Origin of the sequence: Polynucleobacter sp. 73C-SIWE (assembly GCF_018882465.1) — a bacterium.
GTDB lineage: Bacteria > Pseudomonadota > Gammaproteobacteria > Burkholderiales > Burkholderiaceae > Polynucleobacter.
Map to the genome: position 1 here is coordinate 720,735 of NZ_JACVOK010000002.1, position 17,376 is coordinate 738,110.

Below are 17,376 nucleotides of genomic sequence, written 5' to 3' on the forward strand. Positions count from 1 at the left end.
TTCTTGCATTATTTAGCCTCTTCTTTCCACCAGTTTTGCATAATCCAAGGCTCAGCCTGGTAATACAAAGGTGGCTCTGGGTAACGCATCTCCTTACGGAAAGCTACACGATGGGTTGGGTTGTACCACTGTGGGATAACGTAATAGCTATTCCAGAGAACGCGATCCAACGCTCTACAAGCAGCGCGCAATTCTTCTCGATTTTGAGCTTTAGTAATCTCTTCAACTAAAGCATCTACTACGGGAGAGCGAATGCCGATGATGTTGTCAGAGCCCTTCTCTTTAGCAGCTTCACTACCAAATCGATCCCATAATTCATTGCCCGGATTTTGTGAGTCTGGAAAACGCGTAGTTGTCATATCAAAGTCGTATTCATTCATACGCTTTTGATACAAGGCAAAATCACTCGTGCGAATGTCTAGCTGAATACCTAACTTTTCTAAGTTACGACTGTAAGCAGAAATCACCCTCAAGAAGAATCCGCCGTTTTCCACCATCTCCATCCGGAAAGGTTCACCTCGTTCATTTCGCAGTGCGCCGTCTCGGTACTGCCAGCCCGCATGCATTAATAGTTCGCGGGCTTTCTTGAGATTCTGCCGCAGGCTATCTGGTGACTTGGTTGAAGGTGGTGCCGGCATCGGACCAAAGACTGCATCAGGCACCCATTGTGGATACTTGGCCTTGAGAGGTCTGAGTAGTTTTAACTCCGCTTCAGTGGGTTTGCGTGGGCCATCAAAGTTGGCACTCAAATCACTATTGGTGAAGTAGCTGTTAATTCGGCCATATTGATCAAAAAATATTTGCCGATTGAGCCATTCGAAATCCAAAGCCAAACCCAATGCTTGACGAACACGCACATCCTGAAAAATCGGTTTACGCACATTCATGGCAAAGCCTTGCATGCCCGCGCCGTTGTGATTGATAAAGGCTTTTCTTAAAAGCGCTCCACTATCAAACTTGGAGCCTACATAACCCTTAGCCCAAATCTTAGCGCGGTATTCAACAATCGCATCAAACTCCCCCGCCTTAAATGCTTCGAGGCGAACTGCATCGTCGCTATACAGTTTGTAGAGCACACGATCGAAGTTATAAAAACCCACCCGCACATTAAGGGGCTTACTTAATTGATCAGCCCAGTATTGGGGGTTGCGCTTATAGACAATGGATTTACCAGCTTTAAAAGACTCAATCAGATAGGGGCCGCTACCTACTGGGGCCTCAAAGGCAATCTTCTCAAAAGGAACGATCGTACCGTCAGGCTTCTTTCCCCAGTTACGAGAAAAGATGGGGAGCGTTCCTACCAAGATGGGTAGCTCAGCATTATTGTTTTTGAAATCAAACCGCACTACCCGTTCGGAAAGCACAACTGCTTCTTTAACATCTGCAAAAGTAGTTTTATACCGCGGGTGTGCTTTGCCACTCATCAAGACATCAAAACTGTGTTTAACATCTGCAGCCAAAACGGGAGTGCCATCGGAGAACTTGGCTTCTGAACGAATACGAAACGTTACCGACTTATGGTCTGGAGCCACTGCGATATCTTCAGCCAGCAAACCATAAATACTAGAAACTTCATCCGCACTTCCTTCGGCCAATGATTCAAACATCAAATCAATTCCGGGAGCGGTGACACCTCGGAGCGTAAATGGATTGAACTTATCAAAACTCGTTCTTTGGCCTGGATTAGGCAAAGTCAGGGTGCCGCCTCTGGGGGCATTGGGATTCACATAATCAAAATGGGCAAATCCATCCGCATATTTCGGTTTACCGTACTGGGAAATCCCTTGAGCTGCCTGTGCTGCATTGGCCCCAAGCGCTACTAGCGTAGCGATTAGCAAGAAATGGACGAGTTGGCGAATGGGGCTTAGGGTAGGCATATATGCAACAATTGTAGATAGCTAATCATATTTGAAGCAAAGGACACAACATGGGCTTTCTCTCCGGCAAAAAAATCCTTATCACCGGCCTTCTCTCTAACCGCTCTATTGCCTATGGTATTGCCAAGGCATGTCACCGTGAAGGCGCAGAATTGGCCTTTACCTACGTAGGTGAGCGCTTTAAGGACCGGATTGTCGATTTTGCAAAAGAATTCAATAGCGAACTCATTTTTGACTGTGATGTCGGTAGCGATGAACAGATTTCTGCCCTGTTTCAGGATTTAGCCAAATCTTGGCCTCAATTTGATGGCTTTGTGCATGCGATTGGCTTTGCCCCAAGAGAGGCAATTGCTGGTGATTTCTTAGAAGGCCTCTCTCGCGAAGGCTTCAAAATTGCGCACGACATTTCTGCATACAGCTTTCCTGCAATGGCAAAAGAAGCATTGCCGATGCTGCGTGACAAATCCTCATTGCTGACATTGACTTACTTAGGTTCAATGAAGAATGTTCCAAACTACAACACCATGGGTTTAGCAAAAGCATCTTTAGAGGCATCCGTGCGCTACCTCGCTGGATCAGTTGGCCCTAAAGGTATTCGCGCGAACGGCATCTCTGCTGGCCCGATTAAAACCTTGGCTGCTTCTGGCATCAAAGGCTTTAGCAAAATTTTAGAAGCCGTAGAGCAAACTGCCCCACTGCGTCGCAATGTCACGATTGATGATGTTGGTAATACCGCGGCATTCTTATTATCTGATTTAGCCAACGGCATTACCGCTGAAATCATCTACGTTGATAACGGCTTTAGCCAAGTTGTTGGTGGGATGGAAGACGCTTGAGTGTTCCACTCAGTGAAGCCCTGAAGTTTTGGGCCAAACTCGGCTTTATTAGTTTTGGTGGGCCTGCGGGACAAATCGCTGTTTTGCACCAAGAGTTGGTTGAGAAGCGTCGCTGGATTTCTGAGCGGCGCTTTTTACATGCGCTCAACTATTGCATGCTTCTACCTGGACCTGAAGCGCAACAGCTAGTAACTTATATCGGCTGGCTGATGCATCGTAGTTGGGGTGGCATTCTGGCTGGTACCCTCTTTGTGTTGCCATCACTATTGATTTTGATTGCGCTGTCATGGATTTATCTCACCTTCGGACAGGTACCATGGATTGCCGCAATCTTTTTTGGTATTAAGCCTGCAGTAGTTGCCATTATTTTACACGCCGCTGTGCGAATTGGTAAACGGACCCTCCACAACCAAGTATTAAAGTGGATTGCACTAGTCTCTTTTTTAGCCATTTTCATTTTGAATTTAGCCTTTCCGATCATTGTTCTGATTGCGGCAGCGATTGGTTACTGGGGTGGCAAGCGCTATCCCGAATACTTTCAGCAAACTGGCTCTCACGGAAATTCCAAAGCGGATCATTATGGTAGCGCCATCATTGATGACAACACTCCTACTCCTCTACACGCTCAATTTAATCTTCAAAAGACGATTAAACATAGTGCGATTGCATTTAGCTTTTGGCTATTGCCGACTGCAGGATTGATTGTAATCTTTGGTTGGAAAACGCTCTATCCTCAAATCGCTTGGTTCTTTACTAAAGCCGCCCTTCTCACCTTTGGTGGAGCCTACGCTGTATTGCCCTATGTTTATCAAGGCGCAGTAGATCATTTTCATTGGCTCAGTGCCAATCAAATGATTGATGGCTTAGCGCTTGGAGAAACTACGCCTGGTCCACTTATCATGGTGGTCGCTTTTGTTGGCTACTTAGCTGGCCATATTCAACATTTAATTGGTAATAGCAATCCATTTTGGTTTGGCGTGCTTGGGGCTTGCGTTGCTACTTGGTTTACTTTTTTACCCTCCTTCTTTTTTATTCTGGTGGGCGGGCCTCTGATTGAGTCTACTCATGGCAAGCTTGGGTTTACAGCGCCATTGACAGCGATTACTGCTGCAGTAGTTGGCGTCATCGCCAATTTAGGACTCTTTTTTGCCTATCACGTGTTTTTACCAAGCGGCTTAGGTGCTTCGATTTCCTGGATTTCAATCGTGATCTGTGTATTGGCTGGCTTGGCACTATTTAAATATCAAAAAGGGGTGATTACGGTACTAGGAGGGTCTGCATTTGCTGGACTTCTTGCCTATCTGGCCGCAGTCTTAATGGGATAAGCCTCCCCTAAGGTTGGCATAATGGAACTTATGCGAATCGAACCTCAAACCATCTCTCATTTACAAGAATGGCTCGGTAAAACCGAGTCTTTTCAGGATGCCGTTACGGCAGCCCCCGTGCGCGCCCTATCGGCAACCTTAAATCGCGACGATCTGCCGCCTAGTAAGGGCACTTTCTTGCCTGAGCTGTGGCACTGGCTCTATTTTTTGCCGCACGCACCTCAATCTGAAATTGGTCCCGATGGTCATCCTAAGCGAGGTGGCTTTCTACCGCCCGTTCCTCTGCCACGTCGCATGTGGGCAGGTAGCCGCATTCAATGGTTAGCACGACTTTCCGTTGGCGATGAGATTGAACGCGTTTCTAAAATTGAATCTGTTACTCATAAAGCAGGTCGCACCGGTGATTTGATTTTTGTCTTAGTCCAACATCAGATCTCAAATCAAAACGGTCTTGCGATTATTGAAGAGCACGACATTGTTTATCGCGATGCGCCAGGACCTGATGACAAACCAGTTGCTCCTACACCTGCCCCAACCGATGCTCAGTGGACAAAAACGATTACGCCTGATGATGTCCTGCTCTTTCGCTACTCTGCTCTTACTTTTAACGGTCATCGCATTCATTACGATCGTAAATACGTTACTGAAGTAGAGGGTTATCCAGGATTAATTGTGCATGGCCCTTTGATTGCCACCCTACTGGTAGATCTGGTGCGTCAAAGTATTCCCGGCTGCAAGCTGAAGAGTTTTGAGTTCCGCGCAATTCGCCCAACATTTGATATCAATATTTTTAAGGTATCTGCTAAACCGGATTTAGAAAAAGATCCAAGCGGTAAGACGATTGCGATTTGGGCACAAGATCATGAGGGTTGGCTCACTATGCAAGCCACTGCTGTTTTAGCTTAATGCACTAGTAAAGATTAAGAGGATATTTTTTATGAGTACCGAACACTTATCGCTAGAACTCGCCAGCTTTTCTGCCAATTTAAAAGCGAGCGATATTCCAAGTGATGTGATGAGCCGTGCCGAAGATTTACTAGTAGATTGGTTTGGCTCCGCAATTGCTGGCAAAGGCTCGCGCGCCGTTGAAACCATTACCCAGTTTGCGCAAACCATGGGTGGTTTTGATAGTAGCCACTCTGGTCCCTCAGAAATTCTGATCTCTCGTAAAACCTCTAGCCCTTTTTTGGCAGCGATGGCTAATGCAGCCGCTTCTCATGTGGCCGAGCAAGATGATGTACATAACGGTTCGGTATTTCATCCAGCTACCGTGGTATTTCCGCCTGCTTTAGCTTGCGCCCAAGCAATCGGTGCCTCTGGTGAAGAACTGTTAGTGGCATCAGTCGCAGGATATGAAGTCGGTATTCGGGTTGGTGAATTTTTGGGACGCTCCCATTACAAAGTCTTTCACACCACAGGTACTGCAGGTACGATTGCCGCTGCAGCTGCTGTTGGTCGTCTATTAAAACTATCGCCTGCACAAATGCTGCATGCCTTTGGTTCAGCTGGTACACAATCCGCTGGTCTTTGGGAATTTTTGCGTGATGCTGCGGACTCCAAACAACTACATACTGCGCACGCTGCGGCAACTGGCCTGATGTCGGCATATATTGCTCAAGCTGGGTTTACTGGCGCTGAGCACATCCTTGAAGGTAAACAAGGTTTGGCTGCCGGGATGTCGAGTGATGCAGATCCTAAAAAACTCGTTGATCGATTAGGCACTCGCTGGGCTTTAGCGGAAACTAGCTTTAAGTTTCATGCTTCCTGTCGTCACACCCACCCGGCCGCTGATGCGCTACTACAAGTGATGTTAGCTAACAAACTCAAGCCTAGCGACATTGCCAAAGTAGAAACCTTAGTACATCAAGGTGCGATTGATGTATTGGGCCCCGTAACAAATCCAGCCACAGTGCATCAATCCAAGTTTTCAATGGGTACTGTGCTTGCTCTAGTTGCCCACTATCAATTTGCTGGCCTGCAAGAATTTGATGATCACTTTAAGGATGACGCCATTTGCTTCTTTCGCGATCGCGTCACCATGATTCTGGATCCAGAAGTTGATGGCGCCTACCCAAAAAGCTGGATTGGCAAAGTCAAAGTGCACCTCAATAATGGACAAATTTTGGATGGGCGCGTTGATGAGCCCAAAGGTGATCCTGGAAACACCTTAAGTCGCACTGAGATTACTGACAAGGCAATGCGCCTTGCTGCTTTTAGCAAAGGTGCGAGCACTGCTGAGATGAGTAAAGCTATTGATTCCTTATGGAATATTCGCAAACAAGCCAAAGTAGGCCCTCTACTTCCAAGTAATTAATTCACCACACTCCATATGAACCCACTTGATACACCTCTCGGTTTTTGCAGTAACTTTTTATTTGTACCTGGCACTCGCCCTGAGCGTTTTGCAAAAGCACTAGATAGCGGTGCCGGTGGCGTCATTATTGATTTGGAAGATGCCGTTGCTGCCGAAGATAAAGATATGGCTCGCAATGCGATTCGGACAGCTTGGCCCAGCTTTACTGCTGAACAAAAGAAGCGTTTAGTCATTCGCAGCAACTCCCCGGGTAGTAAGTTTTACTCGGCTGATTTAATTCTGGCGCAAGCGCTCGATGTTGCTTGTCTACTCATTCCAAAGAGTGAGTCTGTTGATGAGATGAATGGTGCAGCACTAGTTTTACCGAATACCGCACTAATTCCGATGATTGAAACTGCCATTGGTTTAGATCATCTTCGTGAAATAGCCAACTCCAACCAAGTGATTCGTCTTGCATTAGGTAATTTAGATTTGCAGGCAGACCTTGGTATGGTGTGCGATCCACAAGAAACTGAACTACAGACGGCCCGCTATCAAATCGTCTTGGCATCACGAGTAGCGCAGATTGCCCCTCCTATTGATGGGGTTACGCCTTCGACCGATGATGTCGCCCGCATTCAAGATGATGCTGAGCGCGCTAAGCGGATGGGCTTCGGTGGAAAACTCTGTATCCATCCAAAGCAAGTGGGTATTGTCAAAGCTGCCTTCATGCCCTTAGAAGAAGAAGTGGCCTGGGCAAAGCGTGTCATAGATGCTGATAAAGCGTCTAAAGGCGGTGCAGTCAAGCTGGATGGACGCATGATTGATCGCCCAGTAGTGTTGCTAGCCCAAAGAACCATTGCGGTTGCTGGTAAACACTAGGTAGCAACCCTCCCCAAAAGACCCAAAAACTGGCAGAATAAGCCTGCATAACAACATGATGGAGACCAAATTGAAGATCAAGAATTTTGTATTTTCTGGAATCACTGCAGCACTCACCGCTGGCGCACTGCTGAGCGGCAATGCCTTAGCGCAAAAAGACTGGCCAACCAAGTCAATTAACTTAGTTGTTCCATTTGCCGCAGGTGGGCCAACAGACTCTATCGCACGCCTGATTGCAGTGCCAATGGGTCAAGCATTAGGTCAAACAGTGGTGGTAGAAAACGTTCCTGGCGCAGGCGGCACGATTGCTTCCACTAAGGTAGCTCGCGCGGCCCCAGATGGATACACCATTTATATTCATCACATGGGTATGGCTACAGCACAAGCTTTGTATGACAAGCTCCCCTATGACCCAATGACTAGCTTTGAATACGTTGGTCAAGTGGCCGATGTTCCAATGGTGCTCTTGGGCAAAAAAGATTTACCAGCAAACAACTTTAAAGAACTAGAAGCCTATATCAAAGCCAATGGCTCAAAAGTCACAATGGCTAATGCTGGTCCAGGCGCTGTATCCCAACTTTGCGGCTTGTTATTTCAAAGTCGTCTAGGTGTAAAGCTTACTAACATTCCTTACAAAGGAACTGGCCCTGCCCTCACCGATTTATTGGGTGGTCAAGTCGATTTGCTTTGTGATCAAACTACTCAAACCATTCCTTACATCAAGGATGGCCGTGTCAAGGCTTTCGGTACAACTACTATGAAGCGCTTGCCAGCGATTCCTAATGTGCCTACCTTAAATGAGCAAGGACTTAAAGGCTTTGAAGTGAAAGTTTGGCATGGCGTCTACACTCCAAAAGGTGTTCCACAGCCTATTCTAGATAAGCTCAATGCTGCTCTGAAGACGGCACTCAATAATCCTGATGTGAAAAAGCGTTTAGAGGATGCGAATATTGATATTGTTCCGGCAAGCAAGGTTTCTGCTAAGGGCTTAAAAGACCATCTTGATACCGAAATCAACGTTTGGGGTCCAGTCATTCGTAAAGCGAATATTCCAGACTAAGCATTACCCGCATCAAATAAAAGGCCAGCATATACTGGCCTTTTTCTTTACTTCTCGAAGATGATTATTTACAGGGGTAGCTTTGCCTAAAGAATCTCATTAAGGTTTTAGCAGCGCTCTCTTGATTGAACTGAGGGTTTGCCGTATTCCATACCAGAAACTTTTGCAATATCTCGTTGCGAGTTTCACCTTTGTTTGTAAAGCAGATGGATCGCTTTGCATTTGGACTGAGATTGGATAAATACGATTGGTATATGCCTTCGCCAAAGCCAAAACAAAAACTGCGGCCTTGCTCATCATTTGGATTTTTACAGAGCTCTACAAATGCGCCAGTGCTCGCATCGTTTACTGGAAGATCTTTTTGCGCATATGCACTATGACTAAAGCACGCGATGGATGTAATCAGCGCGAGTATTGCTGGTAATTTTTTCATGACTCTTCTCTTGATAAGGTTAACGTCTAAATCCACCCATATGGCCGCCGCCAAAGCCGCCATAACGACCACCTCCTCCAAAACTTCGTGAGCGATCTTGCTCTGTATCAAAGCGCGCTTGATCTCGCATAACATTCTCTTGAGCAGCTTCGCGATATACATTCGGATTAGCTCTATCCATCTGCGCATCATTACGCGCCTCTTGATTTAGACGCGCCGCTTGATCTCTTTCTTGTGGGCTCGCGTCTTTCTGAAAAGCACTATTGGCACGCTGAGTATCTGTGCGAGCAGCCTGCCTCTCCTGTGGAGTGGCATTATTTTTCCAGTCGTTCAGTAAACGTTGCTGGTTAGCAATGCTAGCGGGACCAATAACGGCGCGCGAAGGAATGCGTCCAGATGGATTAATGGTTGTGGAGTTAATCGTGCCATTAGACCAATTGGGATAGGTCCAAAAATCATCGCCAATCGCAAAACCTAAACCAAAAGCCATCATTCCCCAGGCGGGGTCATAAGCAGGATAAGGTGGGTAATCAGGATATGGCCATGGTCCATACACTACCGTAGGGTTATAGCTGGGGATATAAACCACTTTGACATTGGCTGGGGCAATCAAGATATTGCCGTTGACATCTGTAGTAACAGTGATTTCCTTATTGGACTTCAGTGTGCCGGCGTTCAGAGCCTTTTTTCTTAAGACTTGTACTGCTTTCATAGTATCGGCAGCTTGGAGCTTATAAGCATTGCCAAGGTTTTGAGTCCACTGCAATTTACTGCCCAGCATATTGAATGCTTGTGGAAACGATATGAGAGACTTCACGCTATCGTTCCACGATTGCGCCTTCAGCGCGTTTTGCAGTGCGTCACCACTCAGGGAGGCATTACTGTTTCGCCAGTTATAAGCCTCGGCTACCTCTAGCGGATAAGTTGAAGCTAGCAACATCAGCGAGAGCAAGGAATCTGGATAAAGCGCTATTGGAGAAACCAATGACTGCAATTGAGCAGATGAAATGGTTTGTGGAGCTGCGTTATAACTCGGATCCTGGGTGTAATATCCGCTTTGCTGATAAGGGTCAGGATTCATCACACATCCATTGAGGAGGGATCCGCAAGCGATTATCACTAGCATGTGTAATCCACTTTTTTTACTCCATGCAGAAATACGTCTTTGACTTACCTGTCTCATACTGACCTCAATATTGATCTATGCAAATAGCTTAGTAAATTCACCATCTTTTACGAATTTTGAGTGAATCTCATTAACCCGGTCTAAATAAATAACCAGATCGCGCTTTATCTCTGCGCCTTCTATAAAGCGCCGCGATCAATCCAGTCAGAGCCCAGATTGCCAAGAATGGATCAAGCAAGTAATCCCAAAGATTGGCAGACTCATGCCAGTGTCCTGCCCAAGCCAGAATCGAGATGGCAATAATCCATACGCCCTTACTCCAATTGGCAAGTCCGCATACGAGGGCAAAGAACAAAACCGCAATGAAAAATGCAATTGAGCCATAACCCCAAGCATAGGGATCCATCATGCCAAGACCTAGTGCAAGCGGATAAAAAATAATGGCCATCAATGCAACTGCAAACTTAAATGCGAAGGGGGCTGGCTTATTCTTGGGCAGCAATGAAGTCCATAGCAAGAGTATCGTAACGATGCTGAGATCGCCTACCACTCCTCGCACATAGGCAACAAGTGGCAATTCCATACCTAAACCTAATGGCCAGAAAAATAGGTTAGCAGTCAAGAGTATCAACAATACTTTGGCAATGACCGGAAATGGTTGTGGAGACGTTGTTTGTAAGAGCAAAATCATCACAGCCGCACAAGTGATGGACATCTCAATCAAAGCGAAGGTTTGCATTAGGTTATTCATTATTTAGCCTCCTCAGAAGCAGCTTCTGTTTGGGTCGTAGCAAGCTGGCTCTGAGCACGCTTTAACCAAGCCCCCGAGAAATAGCGATGACGAATCTTCTTGCGATCCCAGGTATAAACCAAATGGGCATCATTACCATCAACGCTCACGAGATATGGATAGGAAAACTCTTTACGCTGACCATCTGGTAATGCTTCATCATTTTCTATTACTTCAACTACCTGCCATTGGTCTGATTTCGCATCGGCCATCAATAACACCAAGCGATATCGACCTGCTTCAACATTATTGAGCACCAAAATACGGGCGCCGCTATTGATTTGAAGCCCGGCAACCGCAGAATTGGGATTGGCGATTGGTAAATCTGTAGTTGACTGCCAGGATTGACCCGCACTTTGAGTATGACTAGCAATGACTTGCTTTGCTAGTCCCGCACTTCTTGCCTGCCGAAAATATGCGCTGGCATCTTGGGCATCATTTACAAAAACCATTGGCTGAATAGCGCTGCGTCCAGAACTCATACGGCGCTTATCAATGACCTGCCCTGCTTCCACTCTTAAAAACTCACCAAAGCGCCCAACCCACTCGTGATATGCGGGCAAGCCAAGGCGACCATCTGTAAATGTCACTGCCGGAGACTTGACTAAAGTGCTTATATTCATCAAGGGTGAGCTAATCAAGCGCTGTGGATTGCTCCAAGTTAAGCCCTCATCATCAGAAATAAGACTAGATATAGAGCTACCCGCCCAACCACCAATCGAAACTGTGACAAAAAATAATTGCAAGCGACCATCAGCCATTCTGGCGGGGACAGGGTTCCCTAATTTAGCGACATAGCGCATTAAGCCTTTTTCAGCACCCACTCTATCCATCACAACTGTTGGTGCGCTCCAACTTGATGCCTTAGGATCAAAGACAGCGCTATTAATCACCACATCCGCAGCGCCTTCACGGCTGCCCGCAAACCAAAAAGCTCGAACAGCACCATCGTTTAATGCAATCAGAGATGCAGCGTGTACTGAGGGAGCGCCTGTCTCTGGCAACCAAGTACCAATGGGGCTCGCAATGATTGCCTTACTTGAAGTAGTTTGGTTTTTAGATTTTGGGATTATGGCTACTTCTAAGTCTTCTTCAACTGTTGTAGCTGTCTGTGTCGCAAACGGCGCCCAAGCCGGACGACTATCAATATGCAAGAAGCCGATTACTGCAGCCAGTAATAAAAAACAGAGGGCAATAACACGACTCATCTACAAACATCCTTCACATTAGAGAGATCGGGGGCGATCGCTGGGGTTACTACTAGATACTCATTTACAAATAGATGTTTGCCGATCTGGCCTTGCAACATCTGAGTAATTTCATCATCAGAGTGGCGTGCACGCATCTCCATTCTCTTTCCCACAATCTGACAGGAGTCGCATAGTTCCGGCTGAGATCCAAACGGTGCGTGAACTGCAACGATGGGATATGAACTGATGAGCTTAGCTATATTCGCTGCATCTTTGGCTAAATAGCCATGCAACTTAGCACCAGGTAACAGCAAACGATACTCTTCATCTTTAGCACGGAAATCGCAAGGTATCCAAACATCTTTACCTTGAACTTGAGTCATTGTTTCGACTGAATAACGCCCTAGCTTTCCCTCCAAGGGAGTAAGACTACTAGTGAGCGCACAGTAGGTCAGAAAACATCCTGCCAATGCCAGCGTCTTTGCATGGTGAGGCTTGATTAAACCAATCGGCACGATGATGAGACTGGCGGCCATCAAGATCCAATGGTAGTAAGAATAAATCCAGGCGCCAGCCGTTCCCATAAAGCCAGAGAACTGCAGATTGCTTCCTATCCATAAAAGCAGTGTGAGGATGATTCCCTGGAGCAGTAAGGCAATCCGAAAGCCCCATAAAGGCAAGCGCTCCCAATGCAGCGCAATTAAAGCAGCAAATGCTGGCATTACTGGTAATAAATATCGACCGGAACGCTGACTAGGCAAAGTAAATACGATCAAAAATGCAAAGATCAATAGCAATAACAGAACTTCCTCTAGATTGAGGAAGCGACGGCCACGCCAGCATTGCCATAGAGTAGAAATTAATACGAAAGTAAAGAGGCCTGCATTGGCTAGAGTTGTTAAGAGCAAGAGCCAAATACTGTCGCCCCCACGCAAGAGGTCTAATAGATAGTTCGAGTTACGGGCAGCAAACTTGCCTGCATTCTCGCCCAGCACAAATTCTTTCCAAACTGCTTCTGGGTTTGGATCAAAAGCAAACCACAAAGCAAAGACCGCTAAAGCTAAAACTCCAGCGATCAAGATCTTATATAGATCATAAGTCAGCGTTTTTGGAATACTCCACTCCCGCCAGCGCCAATAGTAGAGGCCTAGGGCGAATGTGGCTGGAGCAATATAAGCAAACGATTTAGCAAAGAGAGCCAGTCCAAAACAGATACCCGCCAATACTGGGAAAAAGAATTTGGATTCAAACGCAGACCGGCCCCAATATAGAAGCGCCATAAATGGCAGGCTAATCCAAAAGACTTCTGGTGGATCAGCCAAAAATGGGCGGCCATACCGATAGCTTGCAAAGAAAGAAAGCCAAACCAAGGCAGCTAACAAACCCGTTTGGGTTTTTCCACTAAATCGACCTACGGCTAAAAATAAGAAAAAAGCAGTCAGCCCTGTGTAGAGAACACTAGGCCAGCGTAAGTTCAGCAAAGACCATTCGCTTGCCCAATGACTACTGGCTATGCCTTGCCAAAAAATCAGGGGTGGCTTGGTATTTTTGATGCCGTCCATCTCAGACTGCAAAGGAAGCCAATTTCCAGCATCAGCAGTCATCCGCACAATGTGCATATAGGGGTATTCATCGCCGTTTTTAGGGGCAAATCGACTATCTAAGCCATAAAGATAGGTAAATACACCTAAAAGTAGGATTAAGAAGGCGGAACGGTAAGAAAATGAACCTCGCATTCCTGTAGTTTATAGGGCTTGCAAGAAGGCCGGAGAAAACTGACTTGCTCTACTTTTTCACATGAGCTTATGAAAAATGCATCTGAGACAAATCTGACTTTTTGTGAACTTCTTGTTTAAGATGCTGATAAGTAAAAAAGTAATACATTATTCAGAAATAAACCAAATGGAGATGGACCCCATGCGAGCAAAGTATCTCAAACCCGCAATCCTAGCTGCGCTCTATATCGGCTTTAGCCAATGGAGCGGTTCTGCCCTTGCGCAAAACGCGAATGCTAGTAATCTATATAAACGTAGCTTGGCTGCTACTTGCGCCAACTGTCATGGAACCGATGGTAAAGGTGTGCCTGAGGGTGGAATGCCTCTCATCAATACCCTCACTAGCGAGCAAATGCTGGCTCAATTGAAAGCATTTAAATCTGGAGCTCGAGAAGGAACCATCATGCCGCAGTTAGCTAAAGGCTACTCTGACGAGCAACTTGAAACCATCGCCAAACAGCTTGGCAAGAAATAATAAGGAAGCCATCATGGATCGTCGACACTTTATTGGTCAGAGCGCAGCAGCGCTGGGTTTACTTGCAGGCTTCTCTGGCACAGCCCGTGCTAATTTACAGAAGGCAGAAATTTTAGTGATTGGTGGTGGTTACGGCGGTGCAACTGCTGCTAAATACTTGCGCCTGTTTTCAAATAACACCGCCAAGGTAACTCTCATTGAGCCAAATGCTTCTTTTGTCTCTTGCCCGCTATCGAATTTAGTAGTGGGTGGCTCACGCACCCTCGCAGAACTTACCTCTCCTTACGATAATCTGAGCAAGCGTCATGGCATCAAGATTATTCAAGATAGCGTTAGCAGCATGGATCCAGACAAGAAGACTGTCAAATTGGCTTCAGGCAAAACTTTGCGCTATGACAAAGTTATTGTTTCTCCTGGGATCACTTTAATGATGAATAGCATTGAAGGATTGGCGCAAGCTAATAAAGATGGAGTTACTCTGCAAGCATGGAAGGCTGGCGCAGAGACTGTTGCTCTTCATAATCAGTTGGCTGCGATGCGCGACGGCGGTACATTTGCCCTGAGCATTCCAGAGGCACCCTATCGCTGCCCTCCTGGCCCATATGAGCGCGCTTGCCAAGTAGCGAACTATCTCAAGAAAAATAAACCCAAATCGAAGGTATTGATTTTAGATGCCAACCAAGATGTGACTTCTAAGGGTGGACTCTTCAAGAAAGTTTGGGCTGAGCAATATACCGGCATGATTGAGTATTTACCAAAGCACAACGTCACTGCTGTTGATGCAAAAACCAAGACAATCAAACTGGAAGTTCAAGATGACATTAAAGCGGATGTATTGAATTTACTACCGGCTATGAGTGCTGGTGAGATTGCAGTCAAAACAGGTCTTGCAAATTCCAATGGTCGCTGGGTTAATGTCAACTTCCTGAACTTTGAATCTACAGCGCAGAAAGATATACACGTCTTAGGTGACTCGATTCAAATTGCACCAGCAATGCCCAAGTCTGGCCACATGGCTAACCAACACGCTAAAGTAGCAGCCGCAGCAATTGTGGCTGAGCTAAGTGGCTGGGAAGGCAATCCAGCACCTGTTCTCACTAATACCTGCTACAGCTTTGTTAACGAGCGTGAAGTTGTTCACGTCGCTAGCGTCCACCAGTACAACGCTACTGAGAAGACCTTCAAGACTGTTCCTGGTTCCGGAGGGCTATCCCCAGCACCATCTACCCTTGAGGGTGTATATGCCTGGGGCTGGGCTCACAATATTTGGGCTGATAGCTTGGGTTGATCAAAGCCAACATTTGCAAAAAAAGGGGCCTTTTGGCCTCTTTTTTATTCCTCCAAACCTCATTGAGAAATATACTGGCAAAAATACATTTAGAAACTGGAGAATCGCATGACCCCAAACTCACCAAAAGACGCTTCTAAATTAGAGGCCACAATTGAAAAGTGGACAGTACCGCTTGGCAATCTATTTGTTTCCCTATTCCATCGCATTGCCTTGTTTGGAATTGGCGCGGCAACAGTGTGGTCAGCTGCCGTTGCCTTTATGGGAATGATGAGCAAGGGATCTGCTTCTATTGAAGATCTACTCTTACTATTTATCTATCTTGAGATTGGTGCAATGGTCGGCATATATTTCAAAACCAATCATATGCCTGTTCGATTTTTGATCTATGTGGCCATCACTGCTGTAACCCGTCTCATTATTGACTTAGTCAATACCAAGCATGAGGCTGATCTTCCCATTCTCTATATGGGCATCACAATTCTCGTACTCGCTTTGGCGAATGCAGTAGTACGTTATGCCTCATTCAAATACCCTAGCAAATCGGGTGAGAACGAATAATTACCCAGGCTGATCCATTTTGGTGAGCACTTGCCCGGCAAGGGCAACGGATGTTTCATCGATTTGGTAGGGCTGAACCCCTCGGTTGAGGCAGTTGCGCACATAGTCAATACTGGTGCGTAAAGAGTAGTACTCACCCGCTAGACGTCTAGATACCTTGATATTGAGGGCTCGATACTCTAAGAGGTCTAACCTTTTTAGATATTCATTCAGCTTACCAAGATCAAAGTTAATCAGAAGTTCCTGCTCGAAGCCCTTCAAGTCAGAATAGAGACGGTTAATCTTATTTTGCATACGCCGGGTTCTAAAACCTGGCAAAGCTTGCAAAAGCGGGTAGGAAAGAATTAAAAATGGTAGAACGATAAATACAATGTGATTTACCAACTCTGCGAGCCAAAACGGTAAATACGAAAGCATGGTTACTAAGAATGGATAGTTGTTATTCTCAAAGTGAATTGCCACGGGGCTTTCAGGAAGCATCGTATTTTTAAACGACGGGAACTCTCCCCGTTTGGCAAAGAAAGTTGCTTTGCCATTAATTTCACTAGCGGCCTGAAGAAACAAAAATTGAATTGCAGGGTGCATACGATCATCAATCAAAAGATTGGTGGTGGTTGCAAGGAGCTTAAGATCAGTATTAGGGAAGTTGCGCTTTAAATCAAACGCGCCCTCAGGCACCTCGAGGATGCTGAGATATGGAATAAGCTTGGTATATGCCTCAACCCTCCCGAAAGTTCCAAGTTTTACTTGTGGATCATTTAAAAGTGCCTGAACATTAGGCGAATAATTTGTATCAACCATAAAAACGCCGTCGATCTCACCTTGTTGCAATGCTATTACTGCCTGATCATTTGGTAGGTTGACGAAGTTTGGCCCGGGTTCATATCCCGAGACCTTCAAAAGCTTGATGGCTTGCGCATGCGTGCCGCTTCCCTCATTACCAATAGAGATTTTTTTACCGAGGAAATATTTAAACCGCCCATCTACACCCTGAAAATCTTTTGCGTTTAGCTCAGGTCCGCGATAGAAAAACCAAATCGGATCATAAGCAATCACGCCTAAAGAATGTATGCCTGTCACATCTTTGGTATGAACAACCCCAGCTTGCACAAATGCTGCCTGTAAGGGATCTTTTCGATCTGATAAACGGTTAATGTTCTCCTGGGCTCCGTTTGTGGGAACCAGCTCGAGAGTAATCCCTCTCTTGGCAAAAAACTCTGCATAGCGTTTGCCCAATATCTCACTAGAGCCACCAGCAGTTCCTGTTGCTATCATCACGTGTCGTGGTGGTGGTGGATCTGCATAGATACCGATACCCACTATAAGCGCTAAGAGCAGAACTAAAACTGGCCAAGTTTCTTGCAGGAACTGGGTGAAGTCCGTCCACCTCTCCTGAGCGCTCTCAGAAAGACCCAGAAAGGTTTCTTTTACATTCTCTTTAAAGCTTCCCATGCACTACCAATCT

16 protein-coding genes are annotated in these 17,376 nt (G+C 46.1%); 9 read left to right on the top strand and 7 right to left on the bottom strand.

The window, feature by feature from the left end:
- Positions 1-8: 8 nt before the first annotated feature.
- Positions 9-1,877, bottom strand: coding sequence for an extracellular solute-binding protein (locus ICN17_RS09945; protein WP_216237425.1), 1,869 nt, complete (start codon positions 1,875-1,877; stop codon positions 9-11).
- A 50-nt stretch (positions 1,878-1,927) separates the two neighbouring features.
- Between ICN17_RS09945 and fabI the strand changes: the two genes are divergently transcribed.
- The 6 genes from fabI to ICN17_RS09975 are packed head-to-tail and all read left to right on the top strand — an operon-like array spanning position 1,928 to position 8,273.
- Entirely contained in the window at positions 1,928-2,713 is a 786-nt protein-coding gene (fabI, locus tag ICN17_RS09950) for an enoyl-ACP reductase FabI (RefSeq protein ID WP_216237426.1), read from the top strand.
- Positions 2,710-4,038 carry a chromate efflux transporter gene (gene chrA / locus ICN17_RS09955; RefSeq protein WP_216237427.1) on the top strand — a complete coding sequence of 443 codons (1,329 nt, stop codon included), beginning with the start codon at positions 2,710-2,712 and terminating at the stop codon, positions 4,036-4,038. The genes fabI and chrA overlap by 4 nt, the downstream gene beginning before the upstream one ends.
- Before the next feature lie 21 nt (positions 4,039-4,059).
- Positions 4,060-4,944, top strand: a complete 885-nt coding sequence (locus tag ICN17_RS09960; RefSeq protein ID WP_216237429.1) for a MaoC family dehydratase N-terminal domain-containing protein — start codon at positions 4,060-4,062, stop codon at positions 4,942-4,944.
- Positions 4,945-4,975: 31 nt separating this feature from the next.
- Positions 4,976-6,352, top strand: coding sequence for an MmgE/PrpD family protein (locus ICN17_RS09965; RefSeq protein ID WP_216237431.1), 1,377 nt, complete (start codon positions 4,976-4,978; stop codon positions 6,350-6,352).
- Between the two features lie 15 nt (positions 6,353-6,367).
- Positions 6,368-7,213, top strand: a complete 846-nt coding sequence (locus ICN17_RS09970) for a CoA ester lyase (RefSeq protein WP_216237433.1) — start codon at positions 6,368-6,370, stop codon at positions 7,211-7,213.
- Between the two features lie 55 nt (positions 7,214-7,268).
- A complete protein-coding gene (locus ICN17_RS09975; RefSeq protein WP_370625978.1) occupies positions 7,269-8,273 on the top strand; it encodes a Bug family tripartite tricarboxylate transporter substrate binding protein in 1,005 nt (334 codons plus the stop codon).
- 64 nt (positions 8,274-8,337) lie between these two features.
- On the opposite strand, the gene ICN17_RS09980 is transcribed toward ICN17_RS09975, so the two are convergent.
- The 5 genes from ICN17_RS09980 to ICN17_RS10000 all read right to left on the bottom strand — a co-directional run bounded on the left by ICN17_RS09980 (position 8,338) and on the right by ICN17_RS10000 (position 13,548).
- Entirely contained in the window at positions 8,338-8,706 is a 369-nt protein-coding gene (locus ICN17_RS09980) for a Rap1a/Tai family immunity protein (RefSeq protein ID WP_216237434.1), read from the bottom strand.
- 19 nt (positions 8,707-8,725) lie between these two features.
- Positions 8,726-9,787: a DUF3300 domain-containing protein gene (locus ICN17_RS09985; protein WP_216237435.1), complete on the bottom strand. Its 1,062-nt coding sequence runs from the start codon at positions 9,785-9,787 to the stop codon at positions 8,726-8,728.
- Between the two features lie 175 nt (positions 9,788-9,962).
- The gene (locus ICN17_RS09990; RefSeq protein WP_216237436.1) at positions 9,963-10,583 is read right to left on the bottom strand and encodes a hypothetical protein; all 621 of its coding nucleotides are present in this window, start codon (positions 10,581-10,583) and stop codon (positions 9,963-9,965) included.
- Positions 10,583-11,830 (bottom strand): exo-alpha-sialidase, encoded by a 1,248-nt coding sequence (locus ICN17_RS09995; RefSeq protein WP_216237437.1) that lies wholly within the window; start codon positions 11,828-11,830, stop codon positions 10,583-10,585. The genes ICN17_RS09990 and ICN17_RS09995 overlap by 1 nt, the downstream gene beginning before the upstream one ends.
- A complete protein-coding gene (locus tag ICN17_RS10000) occupies positions 11,827-13,548 on the bottom strand; it encodes a glycosyltransferase family 39 protein (RefSeq protein ID WP_216237438.1) in 1,722 nt (573 codons plus the stop codon). The genes ICN17_RS09995 and ICN17_RS10000 overlap by 4 nt, the downstream gene beginning before the upstream one ends.
- Positions 13,549-13,729: 181 nt before the next feature.
- On the opposite strand from ICN17_RS10000, the gene ICN17_RS10005 reads away from it, so the two are divergent.
- The 3 genes from ICN17_RS10005 (at position 13,730) to ICN17_RS10015 (ending at position 15,911) form a co-directional block, all read left to right on the top strand.
- Complete coding sequence (locus tag ICN17_RS10005) at positions 13,730-14,062, top strand: c-type cytochrome (protein WP_087910344.1); 333 nt, start codon at positions 13,730-13,732, stop codon at positions 14,060-14,062.
- Between the two features lie 13 nt (positions 14,063-14,075).
- On the top strand, positions 14,076-15,350 hold the full coding sequence (locus ICN17_RS10010; protein WP_216237439.1) for an NAD(P)/FAD-dependent oxidoreductase: 1,275 nt from the start codon (positions 14,076-14,078) through the stop codon (positions 15,348-15,350).
- Between the two features lie 108 nt (positions 15,351-15,458).
- On the top strand, positions 15,459-15,911 hold the full coding sequence (locus ICN17_RS10015; RefSeq protein WP_087910226.1) for a phosphate-starvation-inducible protein PsiE: 453 nt from the start codon (positions 15,459-15,461) through the stop codon (positions 15,909-15,911).
- Here ICN17_RS10015 and ICN17_RS10020 read toward each other — a convergent pair whose 3' ends face one another.
- Positions 15,912-17,363: a TAXI family TRAP transporter solute-binding subunit gene (locus tag ICN17_RS10020; RefSeq protein ID WP_216237442.1), complete on the bottom strand. Its 1,452-nt coding sequence runs from the start codon at positions 17,361-17,363 to the stop codon at positions 15,912-15,914.
- Positions 17,364-17,376: the final 13 nt, after the last annotated feature.

What these genes read in the sequence shown, in the direction of transcription:
- ICN17_RS09945 (WP_216237425.1), bottom strand. Translation starts at nt 1,877, where the DNA reads ATGCCTACCCTAAGCCCCATTCGCCAACTCGTCCATTTCTTGCTAATC.
- fabI (WP_216237426.1), top strand. Translation starts at nt 1,928, where the DNA reads ATGGGCTTTCTCTCCGGCAAAAAAATCCTTATCACCGGCCTTCTCTCT.
- ICN17_RS09960 (WP_216237429.1), top strand. Translation starts at nt 4,060, where the DNA reads ATGGAACTTATGCGAATCGAACCTCAAACCATCTCTCATTTACAAGAA.
- ICN17_RS09965 (WP_216237431.1), top strand. Translation starts at nt 4,976, where the DNA reads ATGAGTACCGAACACTTATCGCTAGAACTCGCCAGCTTTTCTGCCAAT.
- ICN17_RS09970 (WP_216237433.1), top strand. Translation starts at nt 6,368, where the DNA reads ATGAACCCACTTGATACACCTCTCGGTTTTTGCAGTAACTTTTTATTT.
- ICN17_RS09975 (WP_370625978.1), top strand. Translation starts at nt 7,269, where the DNA reads ATGATGGAGACCAAATTGAAGATCAAGAATTTTGTATTTTCTGGAATC.
- ICN17_RS09980 (WP_216237434.1), bottom strand. Translation starts at nt 8,706, where the DNA reads ATGAAAAAATTACCAGCAATACTCGCGCTGATTACATCCATCGCGTGC.
- ICN17_RS09985 (WP_216237435.1), bottom strand. Translation starts at nt 9,787, where the DNA reads ATGAATCCTGACCCTTATCAGCAAAGCGGATATTACACCCAGGATCCG.
- ICN17_RS09990 (WP_216237436.1), bottom strand. Translation starts at nt 10,583, where the DNA reads ATGAATAACCTAATGCAAACCTTCGCTTTGATTGAGATGTCCATCACT.
- ICN17_RS09995 (WP_216237437.1), bottom strand. Translation starts at nt 11,830, where the DNA reads ATGAGTCGTGTTATTGCCCTCTGTTTTTTATTACTGGCTGCAGTAATC.
- ICN17_RS10000 (WP_216237438.1), bottom strand. Translation starts at nt 13,548, where the DNA reads ATGCGAGGTTCATTTTCTTACCGTTCCGCCTTCTTAATCCTACTTTTA.
- ICN17_RS10005 (WP_087910344.1), top strand. Translation starts at nt 13,730, where the DNA reads ATGCGAGCAAAGTATCTCAAACCCGCAATCCTAGCTGCGCTCTATATC.
- ICN17_RS10010 (WP_216237439.1), top strand. Translation starts at nt 14,076, where the DNA reads ATGGATCGTCGACACTTTATTGGTCAGAGCGCAGCAGCGCTGGGTTTA.
- ICN17_RS10015 (WP_087910226.1), top strand. Translation starts at nt 15,459, where the DNA reads ATGACCCCAAACTCACCAAAAGACGCTTCTAAATTAGAGGCCACAATT.
- ICN17_RS10020 (WP_216237442.1), bottom strand. Translation starts at nt 17,363, where the DNA reads ATGGGAAGCTTTAAAGAGAATGTAAAAGAAACCTTTCTGGGTCTTTCT.